Origin of the sequence: Pedobacter gandavensis (genome assembly GCF_032678465.1) — a bacterium.
In the GTDB taxonomy this organism is placed as follows: Bacteria; Bacteroidota; Bacteroidia; order Sphingobacteriales; family Sphingobacteriaceae; genus Pedobacter; species Pedobacter gandavensis_B.
Window position 1 is genome coordinate 331,287 of sequence record NZ_JAVTSK010000006.1, and the last position, 25,327, is coordinate 356,613.

At 39.7% G+C, this 25,327-nt stretch carries 20 protein-coding genes; 15 read left to right on the forward strand and 5 right to left on the reverse strand.

All coding sequences use genetic code 11. The features are described from left to right. Positions 1 to 31: 31 nt before the first annotated feature. The gene (locus tag R2Q94_RS13495) at positions 32 to 2,323 is read right to left on the reverse strand and encodes a GH92 family glycosyl hydrolase (RefSeq protein WP_316821993.1); all 2,292 of its coding nucleotides are present in this window, start codon (positions 2,321 to 2,323) and stop codon (positions 32 to 34) included. Positions 2,324 to 2,508: 185 nt separating this feature from the next. On the opposite strand from R2Q94_RS13495, the gene mnmA reads away from it, so the two are divergent. Further along, positions 2,509 to 3,600, forward strand: a complete 1,092-nt coding sequence (gene mnmA / locus R2Q94_RS13500; protein ID WP_316821994.1) for a tRNA 2-thiouridine(34) synthase MnmA — start codon at positions 2,509 to 2,511, stop codon at positions 3,598 to 3,600. Positions 3,601 to 3,610: 10 nt separating this feature from the next. Here the strand turns inward: mnmA and R2Q94_RS13505 are convergent, their stop codons facing one another. After that, a complete protein-coding gene (locus R2Q94_RS13505; RefSeq protein ID WP_316821995.1) occupies positions 3,611 to 4,558 on the reverse strand; it encodes a metallophosphatase in 948 nt (315 codons plus the stop codon). Next, positions 4,536 to 5,309: a 5'-nucleotidase C-terminal domain-containing protein gene (locus R2Q94_RS13510; RefSeq protein WP_316821996.1), complete on the reverse strand. Its 774-nt coding sequence runs from the start codon at positions 5,307 to 5,309 to the stop codon at positions 4,536 to 4,538. The genes R2Q94_RS13505 and R2Q94_RS13510 overlap by 23 nt, the downstream gene beginning before the upstream one ends. Before the next feature lie 51 nt (positions 5,310 to 5,360). On the opposite strand from R2Q94_RS13510, the gene R2Q94_RS13515 reads away from it, so the two are divergent. From R2Q94_RS13515 to R2Q94_RS13545, 7 genes are all read left to right on the forward strand, one after another. Further along, the gene (locus R2Q94_RS13515) at positions 5,361 to 5,918 is read left to right on the forward strand and encodes a DUF922 domain-containing protein (RefSeq protein ID WP_316821997.1); all 558 of its coding nucleotides are present in this window, start codon (positions 5,361 to 5,363) and stop codon (positions 5,916 to 5,918) included. 842 nt (positions 5,919 to 6,760) lie between these two features. Further along, positions 6,761 to 7,276: a hypothetical protein gene (locus R2Q94_RS13520; RefSeq protein ID WP_316821998.1), complete on the forward strand. Its 516-nt coding sequence runs from the start codon at positions 6,761 to 6,763 to the stop codon at positions 7,274 to 7,276. Positions 7,277 to 7,435: 159 nt separating this feature from the next. Next, entirely contained in the window at positions 7,436 to 8,521 is a 1,086-nt protein-coding gene (locus R2Q94_RS13525; protein WP_316821999.1) for an acyltransferase, read from the forward strand. A gap of 113 nt (positions 8,522 to 8,634) precedes the next feature. Next, positions 8,635 to 9,234 carry a sigma-70 family RNA polymerase sigma factor gene (locus R2Q94_RS13530; protein WP_316822000.1) on the forward strand — a complete coding sequence of 200 codons (600 nt, stop codon included), beginning with the start codon at positions 8,635 to 8,637 and terminating at the stop codon, positions 9,232 to 9,234. A gap of 91 nt (positions 9,235 to 9,325) precedes the next feature. Next, on the forward strand, positions 9,326 to 10,345 hold the full coding sequence (locus R2Q94_RS13535; protein WP_316822001.1) for a FecR family protein: 1,020 nt from the start codon (positions 9,326 to 9,328) through the stop codon (positions 10,343 to 10,345). 8 nt (positions 10,346 to 10,353) lie between these two features. Continuing rightward, entirely contained in the window at positions 10,354 to 13,053 is a 2,700-nt protein-coding gene (locus R2Q94_RS13540; protein ID WP_316822002.1) for a TonB-dependent receptor domain-containing protein, read from the forward strand. A gap of 457 nt (positions 13,054 to 13,510) precedes the next feature. Next, the gene (locus tag R2Q94_RS13545; protein ID WP_316822003.1) at positions 13,511 to 14,449 is read left to right on the forward strand and encodes a D-2-hydroxyacid dehydrogenase family protein; all 939 of its coding nucleotides are present in this window, start codon (positions 13,511 to 13,513) and stop codon (positions 14,447 to 14,449) included. Between the two features lie 10 nt (positions 14,450 to 14,459). Here R2Q94_RS13545 and R2Q94_RS13550 read toward each other — a convergent pair whose 3' ends face one another. Next, on the reverse strand, positions 14,460 to 14,852 hold the full coding sequence (locus R2Q94_RS13550) for a DoxX family protein (RefSeq protein ID WP_316822004.1): 393 nt from the start codon (positions 14,850 to 14,852) through the stop codon (positions 14,460 to 14,462). Positions 14,853 to 15,020: 168 nt separating this feature from the next. Between R2Q94_RS13550 and R2Q94_RS13555 the strand changes: the two genes are divergently transcribed. Both R2Q94_RS13555 and R2Q94_RS13560 read left to right on the forward strand, forming a co-directional pair. Beyond that, the gene (locus R2Q94_RS13555; RefSeq protein WP_316822005.1) at positions 15,021 to 16,301 is read left to right on the forward strand and encodes a BamA/TamA family outer membrane protein; all 1,281 of its coding nucleotides are present in this window, start codon (positions 15,021 to 15,023) and stop codon (positions 16,299 to 16,301) included. Between the two features lie 196 nt (positions 16,302 to 16,497). Next, on the forward strand, positions 16,498 to 17,085 hold the full coding sequence (locus tag R2Q94_RS13560; RefSeq protein WP_316822006.1) for a DUF4142 domain-containing protein: 588 nt from the start codon (positions 16,498 to 16,500) through the stop codon (positions 17,083 to 17,085). 185 nt (positions 17,086 to 17,270) lie between these two features. Here R2Q94_RS13560 and R2Q94_RS13565 read toward each other — a convergent pair whose 3' ends face one another. Continuing rightward, positions 17,271 to 18,296 (reverse strand): LacI family DNA-binding transcriptional regulator, encoded by a 1,026-nt coding sequence (locus tag R2Q94_RS13565; RefSeq protein WP_316822007.1) that lies wholly within the window; start codon positions 18,294 to 18,296, stop codon positions 17,271 to 17,273. 118 nt (positions 18,297 to 18,414) lie between these two features. Between R2Q94_RS13565 and R2Q94_RS13570 the strand changes: the two genes are divergently transcribed. The 5 genes from R2Q94_RS13570 (at position 18,415) to R2Q94_RS13590 (ending at position 25,317) form a co-directional block, all read left to right on the forward strand. Continuing rightward, entirely contained in the window at positions 18,415 to 19,911 is a 1,497-nt protein-coding gene (locus tag R2Q94_RS13570) for a xylulokinase (protein WP_316822008.1), read from the forward strand. 84 nt (positions 19,912 to 19,995) lie between these two features. After that, positions 19,996 to 21,327 carry a xylose isomerase gene (gene xylA / locus R2Q94_RS13575; protein ID WP_316822009.1) on the forward strand — a complete coding sequence of 444 codons (1,332 nt, stop codon included), beginning with the start codon at positions 19,996 to 19,998 and terminating at the stop codon, positions 21,325 to 21,327. A gap of 20 nt (positions 21,328 to 21,347) precedes the next feature. Continuing rightward, positions 21,348 to 23,036: a sodium/sugar symporter gene (locus R2Q94_RS13580; protein ID WP_316822010.1), complete on the forward strand. Its 1,689-nt coding sequence runs from the start codon at positions 21,348 to 21,350 to the stop codon at positions 23,034 to 23,036. Between the two features lie 370 nt (positions 23,037 to 23,406). Further along, the gene (locus R2Q94_RS13585; protein ID WP_316822011.1) at positions 23,407 to 24,228 is read left to right on the forward strand and encodes a hypothetical protein; all 822 of its coding nucleotides are present in this window, start codon (positions 23,407 to 23,409) and stop codon (positions 24,226 to 24,228) included. A gap of 27 nt (positions 24,229 to 24,255) precedes the next feature. Further along, positions 24,256 to 25,317: a PCMD domain-containing protein gene (locus R2Q94_RS13590; protein ID WP_316822012.1), complete on the forward strand. Its 1,062-nt coding sequence runs from the start codon at positions 24,256 to 24,258 to the stop codon at positions 25,315 to 25,317. Positions 25,318 to 25,327: the final 10 nt, after the last annotated feature.

Consider the following 25,327-nt stretch of genomic DNA (forward strand, 5'->3'; position numbering starts at 1 on the left):
TCCTTTAAATTCTATATAAGTACTCCATGATTTATTTCGATAATTTTGTTGGTCTAGAGGACATATAGAAAGTCAATTTCCCACCTTTCAAAATATCCGAGTGTTTAATCAGATTATTGCTGATTACATTTCCATTAAGTAATACCTTTTGAACATAGATATTTTTATCACTCTGGTTGATGGCTTCTACAGTAAAAGTATTTCCTGCTTCTAACTGAAGTGTTGCAGATTTTACAGCTGGACTGCCTAAAGTATAATCCTCAGAGCCTGGTGCTACAGGATAAAATCCCAATGAAGAGAACATATACCAGGCACTCATTTGTCCACAGTCATCATTTCCACCCAATCCATCTGGAGTAGGTTTGTATTGCATTTTTAAAATCTTTCTTACCTTTTCCTGAGTTTTCCATGGTTGTCCGGCCCAATTGTACAAATAAGCAACATGGTGAGCTGGTTCATTTCCATGCACATATCCGCCAATAATTCCTTCTCTGGTGATGTCTTCTGTATCTGCGAAAAATTCATCCGGTAAATGCATGTTAAATAGGGTATCGATTCTGGCCCCAAACTTCTGCTTCCCTCCCATGATATTCATTAAAGCTTCCGGGTCTTGTGGCACGAAGAAACTGTAATTCCAGGTATTGCCTTCAATAAAGCCTTGTCCATGCGTACTCAAAACATCAAAATCTTTTTTGAAAGAACCGTCTGCCAGTCTTGGACGCATGAAACCAATACTTTTATCATATACGTTTTTCCAGTTTCCTGAACGTTTCATAAATTCTTCATATACTGCCTGATTATTCAGTTTTTTGGCAATTTGCGCAATACACCAATCGTCATAAGCATACTCTAATGTATTCGAAACAGAGGTTCCGCTACTTTCAGCAGGGATATAACCCAGATCAATATATTTTCCTATTCCCTCATAATTACGGTGGTTTGCCGTAGTTACACAAGCGTCCAGTGCTTTTTGAGCATCACCATCATAAACACCTTTAATAATGGCATCAGCAAGCACAGAAACACTATGGTACCCACTCATACACCAGTTTTCATTCGCATAATGCGACCAGATCGGTAGCATTTTCAATGAACTCTGGTCATAATGAGCCATCATTGATTTTACCATATCATTGTTCCTCGAAGGCTGAATCAGGTTAAAGAAGGGGTGTAATGCCCTATAAGTATCCCATAAGGAAAAGGTGGTGTAATTTGTAAAACCATTGGCCTGATGTACATTTTGGTCTAAACCTTTGTACTGGCTGTTGACATCTCCATAGGTGGTTGGGTTGATGAACGCATGATACATTGCCGTATAAAAATTTACCTTGTCGTCTTCAGAACTTGCAATGTCGATCTTATTGAGTTCCTTATTCCAATCTGCTTTTGCCTGAGCTCTTACGCCATCAAAATCCCAGGCCGGGACCTCCGCAGTCATGTTTTCCAGGGCATTGGCCTGGCTTACCGGTGATACTGCGAATTTTACCTGAACCTGCTCTCCTGCCTGGGTATCGAAGTCAAAGTGCATACGGATGCTCTTTCCGGCAATTTCCGGGAAGTTATTGTTTTGGTCGAATTTCCTCCAGAAACCTCCATAAACCTGTTTCTTGTCGAAATTCTTCTGCCCATAACTTTTAAAGGGCTTCGAAAAAGTCATGGCAAAATACACCGTTCTGGTTCTTGCCCAGCCATTGGTTTGGCGGTAACCAGTTAAAAGCGTATCGTTTACCACACGTACATAAGTCCACACCGTTTTATCGTCATAATTATAAATACCCGACATTAAATCCAGGATAATATGCGATTGGTCAGATTTTGAAAAAGTATAACGGTGCATCCCCACCCTTTTAGTTGCGGTAAGTTCAGCCTCAATCTGGTGGTCATCCAGTTTTACTTTGTAATAGCCAGCCTCAGCTTTCTCATTGGCATGAGAAAAAGAAGAGCGAAAACCACTTCCTGGGGCATCTGCTGTACCGGGATTCATTTTTAAAACCCCCTGGGTTGGCATCAGCAGGAAATCACCCAGATCTGAGTGACCAGTTCCACTAAAATGAGTATGACTAAATCCAACAATAGATTTATCTTCATATTTATAGCCCGCACAGTATTTATAAATGTCGCCGTTATACTTCCCATTCAGTTCATAAGAGAGTGTGTCTGTGTCGGGACTCAGCTGTACCGCGCCAAAAGGAACTGTGGCTCCTGGATACGTATGGCCCATTTTCTGGGTGCCAATAATCGGTTTTACATACTTTGCCAGATCTTTTTGAGCCTGTGCCGAAAGCGCTGGAAGCAGTATACAAAACAATAATGCTTTTTTCATTTGTTTGGTTTGAGGTTTTTTTTATAATACCCTAAGGTATAAATAATTGGCATAAAATCCGCTTTATTACATTGCTATAACGTTTAATCTAAACTTTAAACTTTTATCCTTTTTACAAGCAACTGACGGCCCAAATGAGAATGTATGGGTAAAAACCGCTATTTTTGCCTTCAGAATAAATTATAATGAGTAAACTCGGTAGAATATTGGTAGCCATGAGTGGCGGAGTAGATAGTTCAGTGGCAGCAGTGATGTTGCATGAGCAAGGATATGAAGTAATCGGATTGACCATGAAGACATGGGACTATGCGACCTCAGGTACCAACGGTAAGGAAACCGGATGTTGCAGTCTGGACAGCATTAACGATGCGCGTACATTGGCGGTAAATTATGGATTTCCACACTATATATTAGACATCAGGGATGAGTTCGGTGATTATGTAATTGATAACTTCGTAGATGAATATCTTGCTGGCCGTACGCCTAACCCTTGTGTATTGTGCAATACCCACATTAAATGGGAAGCACTTTTAAAGCGTGCTAATAAACTGGATTGCGAATTTATTGCAACCGGTCATTACGCAAACATCAGACAGCACGACAATGGTCGTCATGTCATTTCTAAAGGATTAGACGAGAATAAAGACCAGTCATATGTACTTTGGGGTGTATCTCAGGAAAACCTGGCGCGTACTAAATTCCCATTGGGCTCTTTCGCAAAGGCAGACATCAGACAAATGGCTTTAGATATGGGTCAGGAAGAACTGGCGAAAAAAAGCGAAAGTTATGAGATCTGTTTCGTACCGGATAATGATTACCGTGCTTTCTTAAAACACAAAGTTGGCGATTTGGAGAGCCGTGTGGCTGGTGGTAATTTTATTACCAGCGACGGTATGGTAGTTGGACAGCATAAAGGTTATCCTTTCTACACCATTGGACAACGTAAAGGTTTAGGAATTGCTTTTGGTGAGCCGATGTTTGTGACCCAAATCCTTCCGGAAAGTAATACGGTAGTTTTAGGTAGAGCAGACGAACTGGAACGCCGTGAAGCGCTGGTAAGAAATGTAAATCTGATTAAATACGGAAGCATTTTAGAGCCAATGAATGAGGTGGTAACTAAAATCCGCTATAAAGATGCAGGTACCCTAAGTACTATTGTTCAGGAAAATGACAAAATGAAAGTTGTATTTGATCATGCAGTTTCCGCAATAGCACCGGGCCAGTCCGCAGTATTCTACGAAGGAAACGACCTTCTTGGAGGTGGTTTCCTTTGCTAAATAAAATATATTAAGAATCTAATTGATCTGAAATGGTATAAGGTGCGGCGGTTTTGATACGCTTGCCCTTATATCTTTCAAAGTAGTAATCCAATCTGCCTAGATTAATCCCTGCAAATCCTACTTGATTGATCGTCGTGATTTTTCCATCCAGATTCAACACATCTTCTGGTTGCTCCATAAAAGTATGGGTATGGCCGCCGATAATTAAATCTATATTTCTGGTGTTCTTAGCCATCATCTGATCTGAAGCTCTGTCACTGTCGTATTTATAGCCCAGATGTGATAAACAAATCACAAGATCACATTTTAAATCATTTTTCAGGAGACTAGCTGTATCGTTTGCTGTTTTTACAGGATCTAAAAATACGGTATCTCCATAGTTCCGGTCTCCAACCAATCCGGCTAGTTTAATACCAATACCAAACACCCCGATTTTGATGCCCTGTTTTCTAAATATTTTATATGGTAAAGTCGATTTGTTCAACAAAGTATTGGAGAAGTCGTAGTTGCTACATAAGATTGGAAAATTAGCATGCGGCAATTGTTTGTAAAAACCTTCCAGTCCGTTGTCAAAATCATGGTTCCCCATGGTTGCGGCATCATACTTCATTTCCGACATCAATTTAATTTCCAGCTCTCCTCCGTACTTATTGAAATAAGGTGTGCCCTGAAATATATCTCCAGCATCAAAAAGCAAAACGTTATCTTCTTTTGCGCGAATAGATTTGATCAGCGCCGAACGTCTGGCTGTTCCTCCTAAACCAGCATATTTAGAACCGTCCATTGGAAATGGCTCTATTCTGCTGTGCACGTCGTTGGTATGCAAAATGGTCAGCTTTACCAGGTCTCCGGCCGCGAGTGCATCAAATGCATTTAAGTTTAATGCGGCAGCTGCTGCAGCTATCCCTCCTGTTTTAAGGAAGTTTCTACGGTTAATCTTTAGTAATTCTTCCATCTAATTTTGGATTTATGGTTTTTCCAGCAGCCTGGTTTTCTTTAATATAAGTAATCAATGCATCGCGCATTCGGATGCCCAGAATTTTTGTCTCTATGGGATTTTTAAAACTTTGCACATTATCGCCGCCTTGCGCCACATAATCAGAGGTTAAGATCTTGTAATTCCTGTTGGGATCCAATGGCTTTCCCTGAATCATTACCTCAGTTGGCTTATCGTTTACGATTTTCATTCTCAAACCAGCGATTGGTTGTCCACCTGTTTTGGCAATATATTCCAACAGATTTTGTACATCTGCCGGACTCAAAACATACACCATCATCTCATTCTCAAAAGGCATGACCTCAAAAATGTTAGATAGTTTAATGTCTCCTTTAGGAAGTGCTACCCGAATTCCACCATTGGTGGAAGGCATGGCGAAGTCGATCGTAGGATCATATTTTAAGGATTCATGGAATAAGGCATCCGAGAAGAAGTTCCTTAACAGATTTTCAGCCACAGGCTTGTTGTCTTTCTTATCCAGTTTTTCCATTAAAACCTCCGACCGGCCGATGACTGTATTCATCTCCTGATCCATTTTAATTTTGTAGGGAAGATAAGTTTTGATCACCGAGCTGTCTGCTGGCTGACTGCTGTTCATATTGTACTCCGTCCGGTTGCTTTTCACTACGGCATAGTGCGAGCTACAGGCAAGCATCAAGGGTAGCCCTGCTAATATCAGGTACTTTTTGATTGGATGAATATTGTTCATATCGAATTGAAAGTACAAAGGTAAAGAACCTTATGCTTATCTTCGTTCAATATGACGCATTTCAATAGACTTTTACTTTCGGCAAGCTTATTTTTCATCTGTGCAACGATCCCTGAGCTAGTGTTTAGCCAGGAAAACCAACTGGATAAAATCCATTTAAAATGGAGTTCATTCCGCCAATTGAAAAACTCTGATCGCCCCTTTATTGCATATACCGCGCATCAAACGACACATAAATACCGGGCTACTCAAAATGGCAGAAACCTGTCTTTAAAGTTCATCGTAGGTGTTGCCTTAGATGGAAAAGCCTCCAGCATTGATCCTGATAGGTTATCCGCTCTGAATGAAGAAGAGCAAGCCAGTTTACTGAATCATGAGCAGGGTCATTCCGACCTGGCGGTCATCTATGGCAGGATACTTTATAAGAATCTTTCTAAAGGGGTGTATAGTATCAAGAATTACCAGCAGGAAGTGAAAAAAATATACGATACCACCATGAAAGAACTGGCGGTCATTAATGCTCGGTACGACATGGAAACTGCACATGGAGAAGAAAAGGAGTTACAAGAGAAATGGGATTTGTATTTTAAAAAAGAGTTAAAGGGTTAGTTTTTAACTGACCTCTGCGGAGTGTCTAATCTATTTACTCCAAATGCTGTTGATACCATCCATTCAGTTTACGTACAACCAAGGTCGTTTCAAGTTGTTTTTATTCTATTCAAACAGTCACCAAAATACAAAAACCAGACAAATAGGCTTAGAGGTCCTAAAAATGCCCGTTAAAATCCCTTCTAAAGCCATAGCGTACTATAAATTTACAGTTAAAAAGACAGTCATTAAACAAACGCTATCTAAAAACTAAACTTTTTTGAGAACAAAATGCCAATAAACTTAATAAACAAGATAATATAGTTTATATTATCGCAATAATTAAATCATATCATTGTGGACAGGAAACAATAATATGAAAATATCAATTAGCTCAATACTATATTTTCTACTTATACCCATAATCTATAGCTGTAAAAGACCCATAGGAGGTGTCAGAAATCCTCCTTATATCTGATAATAACAGGCATGAAATTGAGAGAGTTATAAACCACTTCAAGAAAGAGAATAATGATAAAAAACTAAAAGCAGTATATTTTCTTATTGGAAACATGAAAGATAAGTTTTTTAGCTGGAACAGTACAAACGGCCATTGGAGTAGGTCATGGTCACCTTGGTGATTCAGCCCCCTCACCAGCTGATGCAGTTTGGGCATATGGAAATTTAAGTAATTCAGAATTTGTTGCTGGAGGAAGTAGTCAAATTGATTTTTATAAAGCAAAGCCTACACTTTCCAACAGCCGAACCAGGGAGTACCACCTATGAACCATTAAACCTTAATGCTGCAGGAGTTGTAGCAAAGAAACCATGTCAATAACGATTAATGCTTAAATCTTTTAAAAATGAAAAAAATTAGTTTAGTAATCATCAGCATTATCTTTGGATTTACCGCTATGGCACAGCAAATTGCTGTAAGTAGTATTGTCGATATTAATTTCCAAAAAGGGACAAAAAAGCTCAGCTCTACGGAGGCTCAATCTTTATCAAAAAGAAATAACGAAGGAGATGACATGAAGAAGAATGGTGAGTTTTATGCTATAGATGATTTTATATTATGGCTTGTTCCAGGTCAGGTAAATGTTCCGCAAGGATATCTTGAGCAAGTGAAAAAAGGAATGTTTAATTTCTACCAACTAAGCCCACCCAAAAACTATAGCGCTATCATTAAAACAATCAATAACTATCAGGTCCTGATTTTTAATTATGATATTGATAGTTTGAGTTATTATAATTTTCACTGCGTCTATAGCGATAATAAAAAACTATTGAATGGGTCTGCAGTATTCAATGTCTCAGAGAAAAAGGAAATTATTGGAAAATTAGACAATTTATTAAAGAACATACGATTCAAACCTTAAAATAAAGTATGGTCTTTTAAGCTTAAACCCTATTTTTCAAAAATATTGATTTGCACTGATTGTGCTTAAAACTTGCTGAAATGGCAATAATTTGGTATCCTTGGGGCAACACAACCACAAAAGAAACCAAATTATTACATCTTAAAGAACCAAATTTAAATGAACGCAACGTCGTTGAATCCTGAATTATTAAAAACCAAAGAACATTTTCATATCCTTGATGGCTTACGAGGAGTAGCTGCAGTAGCGATTGTTATCTTCCATTTTATGGAGGTGGTATTTGTTCCTGCAAAGAATTTCATCGGCCATGGCTTCCTTGCCGTCGACTTTTTCTTTTGCTTATCCGGGTTTGTCATCGGCTATGCTTATGACGATAGAATCGGGAAAATGGGAATTTTAGCTTTTTTAAAAGCAAGACTGATCCGCTTACATCCTTTAGTGATCATGGGATCGGTATTGGGGCTTCTCGCTTTTTTGTTTGATCCCTTCGGCATGCATCCTGAAGTATATAGTGCTGGTAGAGTTGCAGTTCTTTTTTTAAGTTCTGTTTTATTGATTCCTTTGCCGGTAGTACCAGAAAGGTATTTCAATTTATTTAGCTTTAATGCACCTGCCTGGTCCCTGTTTTGGGAATATGTAGCTAATTTTGTTTATGCTATTGCGCTTTACAAAGCGACAAGAAACCTGCTGTTGATATTGACCATTATAGCAGCTGCAGGGATTTGCTATATAGGCTATTCTAGCGGCAACCTTCTTGGTGGCTGGAGTGGAGAAACCTTCTGGCATGGGGCTGTCCGCATTTCCTATTCATTTTTAGCCGGATTATTGGTCTTCCGTTCCAAATGGATCATTAAATCGAACCTGGGTTTTGTAGGCTTAAGTGTTTTACTTTTACTGGCTTTCCTTTTACCGGATAGCAAATGGAACTATATCACTGAACCACTTGTTGTATTGTTTTATTTTCCCTTCTTGATTTCATTGGGTGCAGGAGCTAAACTACAGGAAGGTGTCAAAAAACTTTGCGTTTTTTCCGGAAACATCTCCTATCCCCTATACATGACACATTACACCGTACTTTGGCTTTTTGCTGATTATTACTTCAGCTATAAACCAGATCATACCCAATTGTTTTTTATCATTACGGCTGGCACAGCTTTACTAGTTGGTTTCGCGTATGTAATCATGAAAGTTTATGATATTCCTGTTAGAAAGTATTTGATGAATAAACTGAAAAAAGCTTCTTAATTACGGTATCCTACCGAATTGAAGAAAACGTCCTTCTTCGCAAACTGAGCGGAAGGACGTTTTTTTATGACCAGAAAATCCTTCATATTTTTAACTTAGCCAAAAACACCCCTATGCCTGAACCCACTGAACAACATTACTGGCAATCATTTAAAACCGGGAATTCGGAATCCTTCGAGTACCTCTATAAAAGCTATGCTTCAGGATTATATAACTATGGCTCGAAATTCAGCAAGGATAATGACCTGATTAAAGAGTGTATTCAAGATCTGTTTGTAGGTCTTTGGACCAGGAGGTCTACGCTAGGAAACCCTGATCACCTCAAAAACTATCTCTATAAATCTTTCCGCCACTTGGTTTTCAAGAAGACTTTTCAATTGCAAAACTTTGAAGTCTATGAAGAGGATTCCGATACTTATTCTTTCCAGGTTAGCTTAAATATGGAGGAAGCTATCATCGATGGAGAACAACGGAATAAAGTCACAGAACAACTGAATCTGGCCTTGGCCAGGCTTACCGCCAGGCAAAGAGAAGCTGTGTTTCTTAGATTCTATGAGCAACTGAGTTATGAAGAAATTGCAGAGGTGATGGACATTTCTGTAAAAGCCAGTTATAAAATAATGGCAAGAGCTTTAGGCTTTCTAAAGGAAAATTTATCAAAAGAGGATTTCTTGCTCCTCTCTCTATTGATTCATTTGAAATTATTAAGCTGATTAACAGGGCAATAGCTGTTAGTTTTAATTTTCATGTAAACTGGTGGGGTAATCTTCATCATTTTCAGCTAATAGGATCAAAAGCAATCATATGAAGAAACAGATTAACGTATATGAGACCTATACCTTAACAGAGCTGATCAATGATCAGGATTTTCTGATTTGGGTCTTGTATCCGGATGAACAATCAAATTTCCATTGGCAAAGTATAGAAGATACTTATCCTCATCTGAGCGGGCCTATCCGCCAGGGAAAAACAATTGTTCAGTCCATGAGATTCGAAAGGGAGGATTTGAGCCTGAAAGATCAAAATGAGATTTGGAATACCATCCAGTTGGAAACGATCTCCAGAAAAACACCTGTCCGCAAATTGTGGTATCGCTATGCGGCGGCAGCTGTACTGGCAGGAGTCTTACTCGGCATAGGGATCCTGTACCAGGTAAACCAACCTATCGCCATCAATACCCCTTATGGAAAATTGAAAACCATCACCTTACCAGATGGCTCTTTGGTTACATTAAATGCCAACTCTACCATTAAGTATGATAGAAACTGGGATAAAAATGAAATTAGAGAAGTTTGGATCGACGGTGAAGCCTTCCTAAAAGTTAAGCATTTAAATACTTCAGGAAAGGTATTGGATCGCGAGCGTTTTGTAGTGCATACCGGTGATGTCAATGTTGAAGTACTTGGTACTTCATTTAACGTAAATGACCGGCGAGGACGTACAGAGGTGGCCTTATTAGAGGGAAAAATTAGTTTAGGTCTGAATGGTGCCGCTGGCAAACCATTGGTACTTGCTCCTGGCGATATTGCAGCATTTGAGCATGGTAAACTATTGGTAAAACCAATCAATGTAGCCCAATATGCTTCATGGAAAGACGGAAAGTTGAATTTCAACAATGTTCAGGCAGCTAAAATTTTTGATTATTTCGAAGATGTTTATGGGTACAAAGTCATTGTGAATGACCCGGAAATTCTTAAAAAACGAGTTTCAGGATCGATGAGTACTCAAAATGAGGAGGTTTTATTTAAAACCCTGGGAATGGCTTTAAACCTCAACATCAACCTAAACAAAAACACCAATGAACTAATGATTACCTCAAAATAATGCCAGCTATGAACAACCTAAAAACAGGCCTGATGTCCTTAATATACATCCTTATGCTTCATCAGTTTGCATTTGGAAGACAAACTCAACCAACAGAAAAACAATTATTAACCAAAGTACTTACTGAATTAACCGCTCAATATAAAGTCAACTTCTTATATGAGGAAGTCAACCTCAAACAAAAAACAGTCAATTATAAGGCCACAGATTTTAAGGGAAAGCCCATTTCTGAAATACTAAATAGCTTGTTGCTCCCATTAAACTTATCCTGGTATAAGGTTGATGCAAGGAATTATTCGATATTTCTAACGCCAAAAAAGTCAGACGCAAAGGATAAAAGCAAAGAAATGAGATCCGGTATGTCGGATTCACCGAAAATGGAAAAGGTGACAGGTTCCGTATTAGATGAAAACGGAAAACCCCTGGAATACACCACTGTTACCCTGGTGTTATCTGTTGATTCAGCTTTCGTATCCAATGCATTAACAGATTTAGAGGGTGTGTTCACTTTCTCATCCGTCAAAACAGGAACCTATAAAATTAAGGTTTCTTCGATGGGACATCTACCCTATCTCAGCCAGGCTTTCAAAGTGGGCGATGGAAATCCGACTGTAGCTATTGAGCCCATTGCAATGAAAGTGTCCGACAAAACTTTGAAAGAAGTTCGGGTAACCGCTAGCAAAGCTTTGGTAGAAACTAAAAGTGATCGTTTTATTTTCAATGTAGACAACAGTGCGATGGCAGTTGGGAACTCTTTGCAAGTATTAAAATCTGCGCCATTTGTCCGGATTTCTGCTGATAATGTTCTGTCACTTCAAGGCAAAAAAACCATGGTATTGATCGACAATAAGCCCATTCCCGATGCAGCTTTGGAGAATATTTTGTTGACCATGCCAGCTGGTAACATTTCAAAAGTAGAATTAATTACTCAACCCTCTGCTAAATATGACGCATCTTATGGGGCGGTGATCAATATCATTACCAAGAAATCTCAGGTGGAAGGAATTACCGGGAATTTACGTCTGGATGGTTCGACGGGAAATTATGCGACTGGTAGCGCCAATGCAGGGGCAACATATAAGCATAAAAACCTCACTATTTATGCCAATGCTGGGATTAATAAAGGAGACAATTATTTCAGTACTGAATCGAAAAGATATCAGGATCCCACAGATCCCTCTTACTATTTAACGAATAACTGGACGCGTTTATCTCACAACCTGATGTACACTTTCCAAACTAACATGGAGGTGCAGCTAGACAAAAATCAAACTGTAGGATTATTTGTGGATATCAGTGATGTGGAGTTTAAAGGACCATGGAGAACCACAAATAGCTTTGGTCGGGAAAATGGGAGAATTGATTCTGTATTGTTCACAGACGCCTCATTTAATCAAAAAGGGCAATCACAAACCTATAACCTGAATTACCGACTGCTTTCTGATTCCGGCAAAAATGAGTTGACTGTTCTGGGTACGTTTACACCATGGCAAAGGAATCTACTGCAAACATTTCCTTCAACACTTTATAATGGAGATGGTGAAATCATTAAAAACCCTCCGCTTTACCAGACCCGTAATAAAGGGAATATTGATGTTTACATTGCTCAAATCGACTATAAGCATTTGTTTAATAAAGATTGGTCGCTGGAAACCGGACTAAAATACCAGCAAACCAATTCCAGGACTTTGGTGGTGTATGAAGATTATAAATCAGGGCAATTGGAAGTAGATCCTAAATTTTCCAACAATAATAACCTGAAGGAATCGATCTCCGGAATTTATGGAACTTTAACCAAAGACTGGGAAAATGACATGGTTCAGTTAGGTTTTAGAGCGGAAGGAACAGATGTAAACTCGGTAGGGAGTTTTAAACGACAGAAGTTTAATTTTTTTCCAAACCTAATGTATCAGCACAATATCAATAAGGACCTGAATATTTCTGCCTCTTATAAAAAAATCATCAATAGGCCACGTTATAATGAAATGGTTCCATATTCAGTGTTCTTAAACCAATACAGTATTGAGCAGGGAAATCCGGATTTGAAACCACAGTTCGATAATGTTTATACATTGACTGCAAATATTAAGAAGTTAAACATTTCCCTAAGCTATACGGATACCAAAGGAATGATTGGCTTGTTTCCCTCAGAACAGGATTACATCACTAAGGTGACTTATTTTAAGCGTCAGAATCTGAAGAAAGCTTCAGCATTAGCGCTAAATATTTTCTTCCCTTACCGCATCAATGAATGGTGGGAAACCATGAATAGTGGAACTCCTATCGGCCGGAATAGTGCAGAAGGCGTGGTTCTTGGCAGTACGCACAAGCTATCTGCTTTTTACTCTGATTTTAGAACCGCACATATTTTCAAAATCACAAATGATATCAAACTACAGATAGATGGCTATTACTGGACGAAGTATACACAAGACCTGGGCACTTACCAGGGAAATAAAAACATTGATGCCTCAATAATGGTCAACCTATGGAAGGGAAACGGTCAGTTTAGACTAGGTGGAACTGAGCTGGTTTTTAAAAGGAATGACTATTTACTAGAAAGAGACTACGGAACATTTAAGTCCTCAGAACGCATTTACACTGATAGCAGACGCTTACTGATTGGCTTCAACTATAGATTTGGAAAATCACGTATTGCGAAACCTAATTCAAAATTAGGAAATGCAGATGCAATGAAAAGATTATAATAAGCCCCAATTCCCCCTTTTTCTTTCTAAAGCCATCAGAGCGTTTCTGATGGTTTTTTTATTTTCAATAACAATTTTGATTATTGAAGTTCTGATCGTTGATTCTGAGGCAGCTATTTTACCTGCATTTAAGACTATCCTCTTTACAACTCTTTTCTATAGCTTTTCTGGAAAAATTCAAAAGCAGGCTACTTTTTCATGATAAGAGAACAAGTCGTTTAATTTACTCAAAAATAAATTGTTTTGGCTCAAAAGAAACAACTGTTAATCCTATGAAATTCACACAAACGTTTGCGCAGATAATTATTTCATCTAATGACCTTAGTTGATTAAGGCTGTAGTTCTACTTACCCATTTCTTTCTGCTGTTCAGGCTATACTCAATCAGGATAATTATGATTTTACAATACTTTTAAAACTTTACTGCAAAACCAGAGTTTTGAATAAAAGGAATTGAAATGAGAACATTACCACAAATTGCCATATTAGACGATTACCAGGATGTAGCGCTGACTTTTGGAGATTGGTCAGAAATAGAAGAACTGGTAGAGATTACTGTTTTTAATGATCATTTGACGGAAACTGCTGCAGTAATTGAAAGGCTACAGCCCTTCCAGGTGATTGCCGTAATGCGGGAACGTACACCACTTACCAGAGAAATTCTCTCCCAGTTACCGAATCTTAAACTCATCATTTCCACTGGTCGACGAAATGCATCAATAGATATGAAAGCTGCTGAAGAATTAGGGATTACCATTTCTCCAACCAGATATCAGAGTAGCGGAGCGCCAGAATTGACCTGGGCATTATTATTGGCATTGGCCAGGCATATTGTTCTGGAGTCAGGCAATGTCCGGAATGGCAACTGGCAATCTGAGATAGGGATAGATTTAAAAGGTAAAACTATTGGCATAGTTGGACTGGGAAACATAGGTAGTACGATTGCACGCTATGCCAAAGCATTTGAGATGGAAGTAATTGCCTGGAGTGAAAACCTGACCGAAGAAAAAGCAATGGCACATGGTGCAACTCTTGTCAGTAAAGAAGAGTTGTTTCAAAATGCTGATTTTGTAACGGTTCATTTGATCCTCAGTTCCAGGAGCCGGAATATCATCAGCGCTAAAGAACTTGAATTAATGAAATCAACTGCCTTTTTTATCAATACTTCCAGGGGACCTTTAGTAGACGAAGCTGCTTTAATTCAGGTATTGAGGCGTAAAAAAATTGCAGGTGCAGGTCTGGATGTTTATGATCTGGAACCTTTACCTGTCCAGCATCCCTTTCGGACATTACCAAATGTGCTCGCCACACCACATATTGGATATGTTACTGAAGATACTTATCAGATCTTTTATGAAGATATCAAAAGCCGTATTGAGCAATGGCTGGCCCAATAAATATTTAGATTTATTTTGCTTTCCTGGCAGGAAAGCAAATAGCAATAAGGCATAGTATCAATACAAAGCTGAATTCCATTCCATTTCTGCCCGGGCCTACCACGTACCAACCATCTGGATAATGAACCAATACGATACCGGTGATCAGGATCAGAATAAAGCCAGGAACCACATAATTCAGGTATTTTCCAAATAAAATAAATATGGAGCCTATGATTTCAAATGCCATCAATGCCCAGGCCAGATAAACACCAAAAGGTGCAAAACCTACTTTATTAAGGTAAAACTCTCCGAAGTCATTTACTGTCTGGTTATATACACCATGTAAGCTGTGAGATAAAAATATTGTAGCAATGGCAAGACGAATCAGGAATAGAGGGTTGAAGCTGTTAATTGTTTTCATAAATAAATATATGTTTTTCTTCTCAGCACAATCACTTCAAAATAAATATTTTTTATTGGAACAGTAATTGCGCCGAATTCAGGAAAGCAAACACTAGCTTTGTATATTCAGATAAGGCATTATCGGGATCGATATAAAGATTTATATGCAGTTAATATTTTAAAAAAATTGAAGATAAAGCAATTCTACAAAGTAAACGCGATTATATTGATCCTGAGTGTATCAGGAATAATATCCGGGTATGGACAAAAGACATCAACTAGTGATTCCCTTAAAAAGGATAGCGTAAAAAATGCTTATGATATTGGTGATTTAATCCATCAGATCTTTCGTCCTGGTAAGCCATTAAAGCCTGCTCAGAAGAAATCGGGCATCACTCCTATGCCTAGTGTAGCCTATAATCCAAGTATAGGTGCCCAGATCGGTCTCAAAGCAGTGGCCGGAAGAGTACTCGGGCATGAACCGAACACATTGATGTCAATTGCAGCGACATCGGCTTCCATTACCACTAAAGGCATCATTTATTTCTACCTGAGTCATAATGTGTATACGCCGGGAAACCGTTGGAATTTCCAGGGAAGTCTGGTTGCCGCTAAAACTGTTACACCAGATTTTGGATTTGGAATTGGGGGAAATGTAAGCGGCACACCTGAAGAAGTGATTTTAGCAAATCCAGACCGGAAAGGTTATGTAATTCATGGGGAATACTATAATTTCAGGGAAAAGGTCTACAAACAAGTCATGGATCATCTTTTTGTGGGCGCTGGAATTTCTATTGACATCAGAAGAAAACTGGAGGATAAAAATAATCCTGACGGGCTTACCCCCTATCACATCTATAGTGAACAAAACGGTTTTAATACCGATCATTATCTTTCTAATGGTTTTCTGTTTAACCTACAATACACTACCCGGGATCATCAGAACCGTGCCTATAAAGGCATGTACGCGGATGCAGGTTTAAGGGTGAATCAAAGCTGGATAGGCAGTACAAAAAATGCGGTTCAGCTGACTACAGATTTCAGAAAATACTGGAGCCTTTCGAGTAAAAATCCTGAGCATGTGATCGCTTTTTGGAATTGGGGCTCTTATTTGGTCAGCGGAACTCTTCCTTATCTGGAGTTACCTGGTACTGGTAAGGATCCTAACTTTAGAAGTGGCAGAGGTTATACTGTAGGGTATTTTAAGGGCACGAATTACTTCTATTCTGAACTGGAATACCGTTTTCCAATTACTGCCAATAAGTTTTTAAGTGGGGTAACATTTTTTAACATTCAAACAGCAAACGACAATTCAGGAACCAAACTATTCCAGAAATGGCAGCCTGCGGCTGGCGCAGGACTGCGAATACTCTTCAATAAAGCCACCAGAACCAATTTAGCAGTAGATTATGCTTTTGGAAATTATGGTGCTAAAGGGCTTTTTCTTGGTTTGAATGAAGCATTTTAAATGCTTTCTGATCAGCGTGCTTAAAAAAGATTTTTTTGTTATCAGAAATAATAAATCTCCGCATTCTACTATAATAGTAGCCAGGGCATTGAGCAAGCCTAACACTTAGCATCATCCTGCACTCATTTGCTCAGAGGGCAGTTTTGAAACAATAAATAATTTAGTCTTGTTATATGGGGAAACAAAACCCAAGATTATGAAAAAACTAATTTATTTATGTGCAATTTCTGCCACTGCCTTTGCATTTCAAGGATGTAGCAGTACTCCAAAAGACGCCAGACAAGAGGCTGATAGTTTAAACATGGTAAAAGATACCACCTCAAATGAAAAGATGACCGGTGGAATCGCAGTAGAACCTTCCGATTCAGAATTTGCAACCAAAGCTGCAGTGGGTGGCATGGCCGAAGTAGAATTTGCTAAAATCGCGCTCGGCAAAAGCACTGATCCACAACTCAAAGAATTCGCCACGATGATGGTGTCCGACCACGGTAAAGCCAATGAAGAATTGATCGCCATCGCAAAAATGAAAAACATTACTTTGCCTACCGGACTCGATGAAGCACACCAGAAAAAGCTCTCAGAATTGAATCAAAAGACAGGCAAAGATTTCGATAAAGCTTATACAGACGCAATGGTAGAAGGTCATAAATCTACACTCGACCTGATGAAAACTGAAGCTAAAGATGGTACGGATATGGACCTGAGATCATTTGCCACAAAAACCGAATTGATTGTACAAAAACACCTGGACATGATCAATGCGATTCATGACCGTATGAAATAATTCAATTGATAAAAAAAATCCCGGTTCAACAGACCGGGATTTTTTTTGAAAAGATATTCTAGTTTTTTTTATGACATCTTGTCTGAACTAATTTCACAAATAACTAATAATCAATATAATTAAAAGAATTATATAAAAAAGTAAATGAACTAACCTTCCCCTCCAAAACCCTCTTTTTGTGCTCCTTAAATCCGCTGGGTAGATTTTCTAACCATCAGTTTCGGTTTGATGTTCACCGTTTTTTTGATCACCATTCCGGAATTTTCCATTTCCTGAAAATGCAGATTCCCTATGGTTTTTCCCATTTCCACACTAAACTGATCGATTGTACTGATAGAAGGACTGGTAATTTCCGTGAAAGGCTCATTCGAGTACCCACAAATGCCTAAATCTTCTGGGATGCGTATTCCCTTGGCTGTAGCAGCTTCAAGAACACCTAAAGCCGCAAAATCAGAAGTAGAAGCAAAAATCGCATCTGGCGGCTGTTCCATTTCCAGCAATTTCGAAGTAGCGATGGCCCCTAACTCTTTTGTCCAGGCATTGGCATACATCAATTCCGCTAACACAGGGTAACCATGAGCCTGAAGGGCAGCTACATAACCCTCTTTTCTTTCTCTAAAAATATGGAGTTCCTGAGGCCCTTCTAAAAGGGCAATCCTGCGATATCCTTGCTCAATCAGGTGTTTTACAGCCTCATAAGCGGCTTTATAGTTGTCGTTGACCACTTTAAAAGTTTCCAACTCTTCCACTACCCGATCGAACTGTATCAATTGAATGTTACGGTCTAAAACCTGCTGCAAATGATCTGAACTACCTTTTTCAGCAGCAATGGAAATCACAATTCCACTCACATTCTGGTTCATAAGCGCATTTACTACTTCTACCTCACGACTATGAACTTCATTGGACTGGCAAATCACCAGGTTATAGCCTTTATTAAAGGTGACTTCCTCCAGTCCGGCGATGATATTGGAAAAGAAATACTGATTGATCCTTGGAACAACCACACCGATGGTTGGATTGCTGCCTTTCCTTAGATTTGAAGCCATTGTGTTCTGTTGATAATTCATCTCTGCAGCGGTCTTCAGCACCAATGCTTTCGTCTCTGCGTTGATTTTATCGCTATTGCTCAGGGCTCTGGACACAGAAGATGCCGCTAAGTTTAGTTTCTGGGCAATGTCGTATATGGTGGTTCTTTTCTGGCGGTTCATATTCAAAGTAAAAATACAAAATTACATAGGCAATCGATTGCAATTCTAAAACTTTCTGCTAAATTCGTTTCCTGACAACCAAATATTCATTCCATAAAACACACTAGAACACCACGATATGTTATTATTGGGAATAGACATTGGCACCTCATCCATTAAGCTGGCCATTGTAGACGCGCAAACACAACAAACGATAGTCAGCGCACAGTATCCGGAGGAAGAAGCGACCATCCTTGCCCCTCATCAGGGATGGGCGGAACAAGATCCTGAACTTTGGTGGGCGCATACCCAACAGGCATTTGCACTCTGCAAGAAGAAAGCGAATTTTCAGCCACTGGACATTTCCGCAATTGGCATTGCTTACCAAATGCATGGATTGGTATTGGTCGACAAAGATCAGAAACTCCTTAGAAATAGTATTATTTGGTGCGACAGCAGATCAGTACAAATTGGAAATAAAGCACTTAATGACATCGGAGAAAACTATTGCTTGAAGCACCTGCTTAATTCCCCTGGGAATTTCACTGCATCAAAGCTGGCCTGGGTAAAAGAAAATGAACCTGAATGTTATGCTAAAATTGACAAAATGATGCTGCCTGGAGATTTCATAGCGATGAAACTCTGCTCCAGCATCAGCAGCAGCATCCCCGCGCTATCGGAGGGTGTTTTCTGGGACTTTCAATCAGACACCTTATCAGAGACATTAATGGATCATTATGGTTTTGATGCTAAACTCATCCCCGAAATTAAACCTGTATTTTCAGAACATGGACAGGTAAGCAGTTCTGCTGCAGCCTTATTTGGACTGAGACCTGGCATTCCGCTGAGCTACAAATCCGGAGACCAACCTAATAACGCCCTATCCCTAAACGTATTAGAACCTGGGGAGGTCGCCGCTACTGCAGGTACTTCTGGAGTAATTTATGGGATTAGCGACCAGTTAACCTACGATTCGCAATCCAGAGTAAACACCTTTGCCCATGTCAATTATACGGAAAAAGAAAAAAGGCTGGGTATCCTGCTCTGTATCAATGGAACAGGTAGCATGTACCGATGGGCAAAAAGTTTAGTGGCCCCTGGCATATCTTATAGCGAAATCAATACGGCAGCAAAGAGAATCGATGTTGGCGCAGCAGGATTACGCATCTTCCCTTTCGGAAATGGCGCAGAAAGGATGCTCAACAACCAGATTGTTGGGGCGCAAATAGAAAATATAGATTTCAACCTTCATAATAGTCCACATCTCTTCCGGGCAGTGCAGGAAGGAATTGCATTTGCCTTCAGGTACGGACTCGACATTATGCGCAGCAATGGGCTTCAACCTAAAGTCATCAGGGCTGGAAAAGCCAATCTCTTTCTAAGTGAGTTGTTCCTTGAAGCCTTCGTCAACAGTACGGGTGTACCTGTTGAACTTTACCAAAATGATGGCAGTGTAGGTGCTGCCTTAGGTGCTGGGATTGGTGCCGGAATCTATAAAGATGCTGCAGCTGCATTTACCCTTATTAAACCCTTACAACTGGTAGAACCAAGCCTGGAATCCAGCTATGAACCGGTGTATCAGGACTGGCTAAATCAATTGAAGCTAAAAATAACAAATAACCAATCATGTAACTAATAAACAATTACTTATAAAAAATAAAACGAACCAAATTCAAAGCTTTAATTCATCAGATTAATATCACCAAAACATAGAACCACAATGACAACAGTAATTACAGGAGAAAAGGAATTTTTTAAAGGAATCGGGCAAGTAAAGTTCGAAGGATTAGGCTCAGATAACCCACTGGCATTTCGCTGGTACGACGAAAACAGGATTATAGCAGGCAAGAGCATGAAAGACCATCTGCGCTTTGCCTGTGCTTACTGGCATTCATTTGTAGCCACAGGTGGAGATCCATTTGGAGAAGCTACGCTAATTCATCCCTGGAATGAGAAATCTGATCCGGTAGCACGTGCAAAAGACAAAATGGATGCTGCATTTGAATTTATTACCAAAATGAATCTACCCTATTACTGCTTTCATGATGTCGACCTGGTGGATTATAGCAATGATGTCCTTGAAAATGAAAGACGCTTGCAGGCTTTGGTGGATTATGCAAAGCAGAAACAATCCGCAACTGGCGTAAAACTACTATGGGGAACTGCGAATCTCTTCTCCCATCGCCGCTATATGAATGGCGCAGCTACCAATCCTGATTTTCATGTGCTAGCCCATGCTGCTGCCCAGGTAAAATCTGCAATAGATGCTACGATAGCCCTTAATGGTGAAAATTATGTATTCTGGGGAGGCCGTGAAGGTTACATGAGCCTGCTGAATACCAATATGAAACGTGAACAGGAACATATGGCTAAATTCTTACATGCGGCGAAAGATTACGCCCGTAAACAAGGGTTTAAAGGCACTTTCTTTATTGAACCTAAGCCTTGTGAACCCTCTAAACATCAGTATGATTATGATGCCGCAACAGTCAGTAATTTCCTTCGTCAATATGATTTGATGAATGATTTTAAACTGAACATTGAGGTCAACCATGCCACGCTTGCGGGGCATACCTTCCAGCATGAGCTACAGGTTGCTGCTGATGCGGGCTTATTAGGTTCTATGGATGCGAACCGTGGTGATTATCAGAATGGTTGGGATACCGATCAATTTCCAAACAACATCAATGAGCTCACTGAAGCTATGCTGATTGTACTGGAAGCCAATGGCTTAAAAGGTGGCGGTATTAACTTTGATGCCAAAATCAGAAGAAATTCAACCGATCCTGCAGATTTATTCCATGCACACATCGGCGGAATGGATACTTTTGCCAGAGCCCTGATAACTGCAGATCAGATCCTTCAAAATTCTGATTACCTGAAAATCAGAGCCAGCCGCTATGCTTCATTTGATCAGGCTTCCGGAAAAGACTTTGAGAATGGAAAACTGAATCTGGAAGACTTGCGCAATTATGCTGTTGAAAAAGGAGAACCGAAAACGATCAGTGCGCAGCAGGAATTATTGGAAAACATCATTAACAGATTCATTTAAACCAAAATAACACAGCCTATATGAACTCATTGAGTACTTACGATTATGTCGTTTTTCTGGTTTATTTTCTAATTGTTGCAGTGTATGGCTGGTCCGTTTATAAGAAAAAACAAGCCCATGCGGAGAATTCAAAAGATTTCTTCCTGGCCAAAGACTCCTTAACCTGGTGGGCAATTGGAGCCTCTCTGATCGCTTCAAACATCTCGGCCGAGCAATTTATTGGAATGAGTGGTTCTGGCTTTACTATGGGGCTTGCAATCGCTACTTACGAATGGATGGCTGCTGCCACCCTCCTAATTGTTGCAATATTTTTTATTCCGGTGTATTTGAAAAACAAAATTTACACCATGCCTCAGTTTCTTGGGCAACGTTACAACAGCACGGTTGCGATGATCATGGCAGTGTTCTGGTTGTTGCTTTATGTGGTGGTGAATCTTACTTCTATTCTTTACCTCGGCGCTTTGGCCATCAATAGCATTTCTGGCATCAATACCACTGCCTGCATGTATATGCTTGCGGTGTTTGCCATTATCATCACGCTTGGCGGAATGAAAGTGATCGGTTATACCGATGTGATCCAGGTGTTCTTTTTAATCCTTGGTGGATTAGCGACCACTTATCTGGCTTTAGAACTGGTCGCCACTCATTTTGGCAGCTCTGGTGTGTTAAATGGCCTGGCGATGGTCAAAGAAAAAGCTTCAGATCATTTCCATATGGTTTTCAGGCAGGAAAACCCGCATTATATGGACCTTCCAGGCTTAACCGTACTGATTGGTGGGATGTGGATCGTAAACCTGAATTATTGGGGCTGTAACCAGTACATCACGCAAAGAGCCCTGGGGGCGGATTTAAAAACCGCCAGATCTGGTTTACTCTTTGCCGCTTTCCTGAAATTGTTGATGCCAATTATTGTGGTATTGCCTGGAATTGCCGCTTATGTGCTGTACAAGGAAGGTTATGGTAATTTTCATACGGCTATGTTAAAAAATGGCGAACTCAACGCGGATTCGGCCTATCCGGTATTGCTGAACTTATTGCCAGCAGGATTAAAGGGGCTTTCCTTTGCCGCATTAACCGCTGCGATTGTGGCCTCTCTGGCAGGAAAAGCAAACAGTATTGCAACGATTTTTACGCTCGATATTTACAAGAAAGTAATTCGTAAGGACGCGAATGAACATAAACAAGTGATCATAGGCAGAATCACAGTCATCGTTGCCATGCTATTGGCCATCCTGATTGCCCCGCAACTGGGAATCGACAAAAAAGGCGGTTTTCAGTTCATCCAGGAATACACAGGTTTCGTATCTCCAGGAATTTTTGCCATGTTCCTACTTGGCTTTTTCTGGAAAAGAACCACATCCAACGCAGCATTATTTGCTACAATCGGCGGATTTCTACTCTCTGTGGGCTTTAAAGCCTTGCCAAATTTTTGTAATCTGGAAGGATTGAGCAGATTTGGCTTCTCTAAACTGGCCGAACAAAAAGATGGAAGTATGCTTTATGAAATCCCTTTTCTGGATAGAATGGGCTTTGTTTTCATCATCTGTGTGCTGGCGATGGTGCTCATCAGTATATTTGAAAACCGGAAAGGTATCAATCCTAAAGGATTAGAGGTGGATCGGGGAATGTTCAGGACCAATGCTGGTTTTACGGCAGGAGCATTGATTGTCACAGGAATCATTATTGCCCTTTACAGTATTTTTTGGTAGATATTGAACCTTTCAAATATTCCTGCTCACTACAAAAGAAGGTCATACTAAGGGTATAACAAGGGCTTGGTATGTTGTTGCTATATAGTTGCCATGTAGTTGGTATATTCCCGAATATACCAACTACATGGCAATAACATCTCAGGTATATGGCAACTACATGCCAAGCCCTTACTATGCCTTTACTATACCAGGTGTTTATTATCATTAATTTCTGGAAGATCCTGATTAGAATGTACCTTGAACCTGGCATCCCCGAAATGAATTACATTCTGCCATTATTCTGAAAACTTTAGCCGTTTTTTTTTGTTAGGAGTAACAAATACTGGATTTATCCAATAAAAACCTTATTTTGAACTAAACCTTATGAATGAATCCTTTACCTACACGAATGTCTTTTTGTAAATCAAGTTACTCTTCCAATACAGGCTTATCCAAACAACAAGGATGCGCTGCCCTTGTTTTATTTGTCCTCTTCTGCTTTAATAGTTCCACTCTTTTTGCTCAGGAACAGCCATCGAGGTTGGACATTATGAAACAAACTGAATCAAAGGAAGAAAAACCGGATGGTTTGGTGATAGAAAAAGGCCTTAAATTTAATATCCTAACTTTTTCCCTTAGCAGCCGTAATGCGGTAAATGACAACAGTATTTTCGTTAATTATATAGATCAAAAGAAAAACAGCTGGACTGTTCGCGGCGATGGTGGTTATATCATTAAGAAAAACCTGGGTGTGGGTCTGGGCTTATCCTATGGCCAATCAAAAGACAACAATCTGATTAAAAACGCAGATGGCAATTTAACCAGCAATAAAAGTTTTTCCAATAACTATGGGGTACGACCATTTATCAAGAACTTCATTCCTTTGGATCGTAAAAACAGATTTTACATCGTCAATCAAACAGAAATTCAGTTGCTGTTTGACCGGAGTGTAAAGGAAAGCGTTGTGGATGAAATCCTGACCAGAACCTATACTTCAAAAGATACATATGGCGTTGGACTAAGGCCGGGATTAATGATCTTTATCGTGAAAAACTTCGCATTTGAGACTACTGTAGATATTTTTGGGATTAACACCAGTATTGAAAGAGGGAAAACTACTGGTATGCCTGATTCAAGGGTAACCACCACAGATATGAACTTTAAAATCAACATCCTAAAAATCGGTTTTGGTTTCTCGACTTATTTTTAACGGGTTCTCCTAAAATTTTAAAAGCATATGTTAAACTATAAATCACTCCTTTTCGTATTTGTTGGAGCAGTATTCCTGTCGTCCGGATGCGTAAAAGAAACCTATTTTGGGAAATCAAATTTCAAGAAAATACTTTATTTTACCCTTTCCAATGAATCTGGAAGTACTATTATTCATCAGGACAGTTTAATCATCCGTCTGAATGTAGATGCGAATGCTGATCTGACAAAATTATTTCCAGACTCTGTTCGTTTATCTACTTACGCCAAACTGAGTCCAGCTGCTGGAGTTGCTCAGGATTTCAGTAAACCTGTCCCATATACTGTAACAGCTGAAGATGGCAGTCAGGTTGTTTACACCGTCATCGTCGGTAAACAATCTGCGAATCCACAGATCAGCAATTCTAATTTTGACGATTGGTATACGCCCAGCGGGAAAAATTATAAACAGCCAGGCTTAGATGCAAATACAGAATGGGCTACAGGAAATGACGGAGTGGTGAGTCTTTCGACAGCCAATACCACGCCTATTGAAATTGCTGCGGGCGACCTGGCAGCTCAAATGATCACCAAGGATTTGGGGGTTTTAGCTCAATTAACTGGTCAGCGTATGGGTGCCGGAACCTTGTTTACCGGGACATTTAAACTGGACCTGAGCAATCCTTTAAATTCTGCGAAATTTGGAATTGCTTTTACTTCCAGGCCGAAGAGTTTCTCGGTAACTTATAAATATGCACCAGGTACGCCTTATAAAAATGGCAATGGCCAAACCTTAAATAAGGTAGACAGCTGCGATATTTATTTGCTATTGGAAAACAGAAACGGACAAGTAGTCAAAAGAGCAGCAACTGCCTGGTTCAGGTCTGCGGAAAGGGTAACTGAGCTGACTAAAATTACGATTCCACTAGTTTATGGTACTTTGCCTGCGGGTAGTCCAGGATATCAGCTGCCTGTAAATGGCTTGTTTGCCAATGAGAACGAAGCCATCACCCACATCAGCATCATCTTCTCTTCTAGCGCTTCCGGGGCAAAATATGAAGGCGGACTGAATAGTACACTAGTTGTCAATAATCTTGTACTGAACTATTAAAAATGGAGGA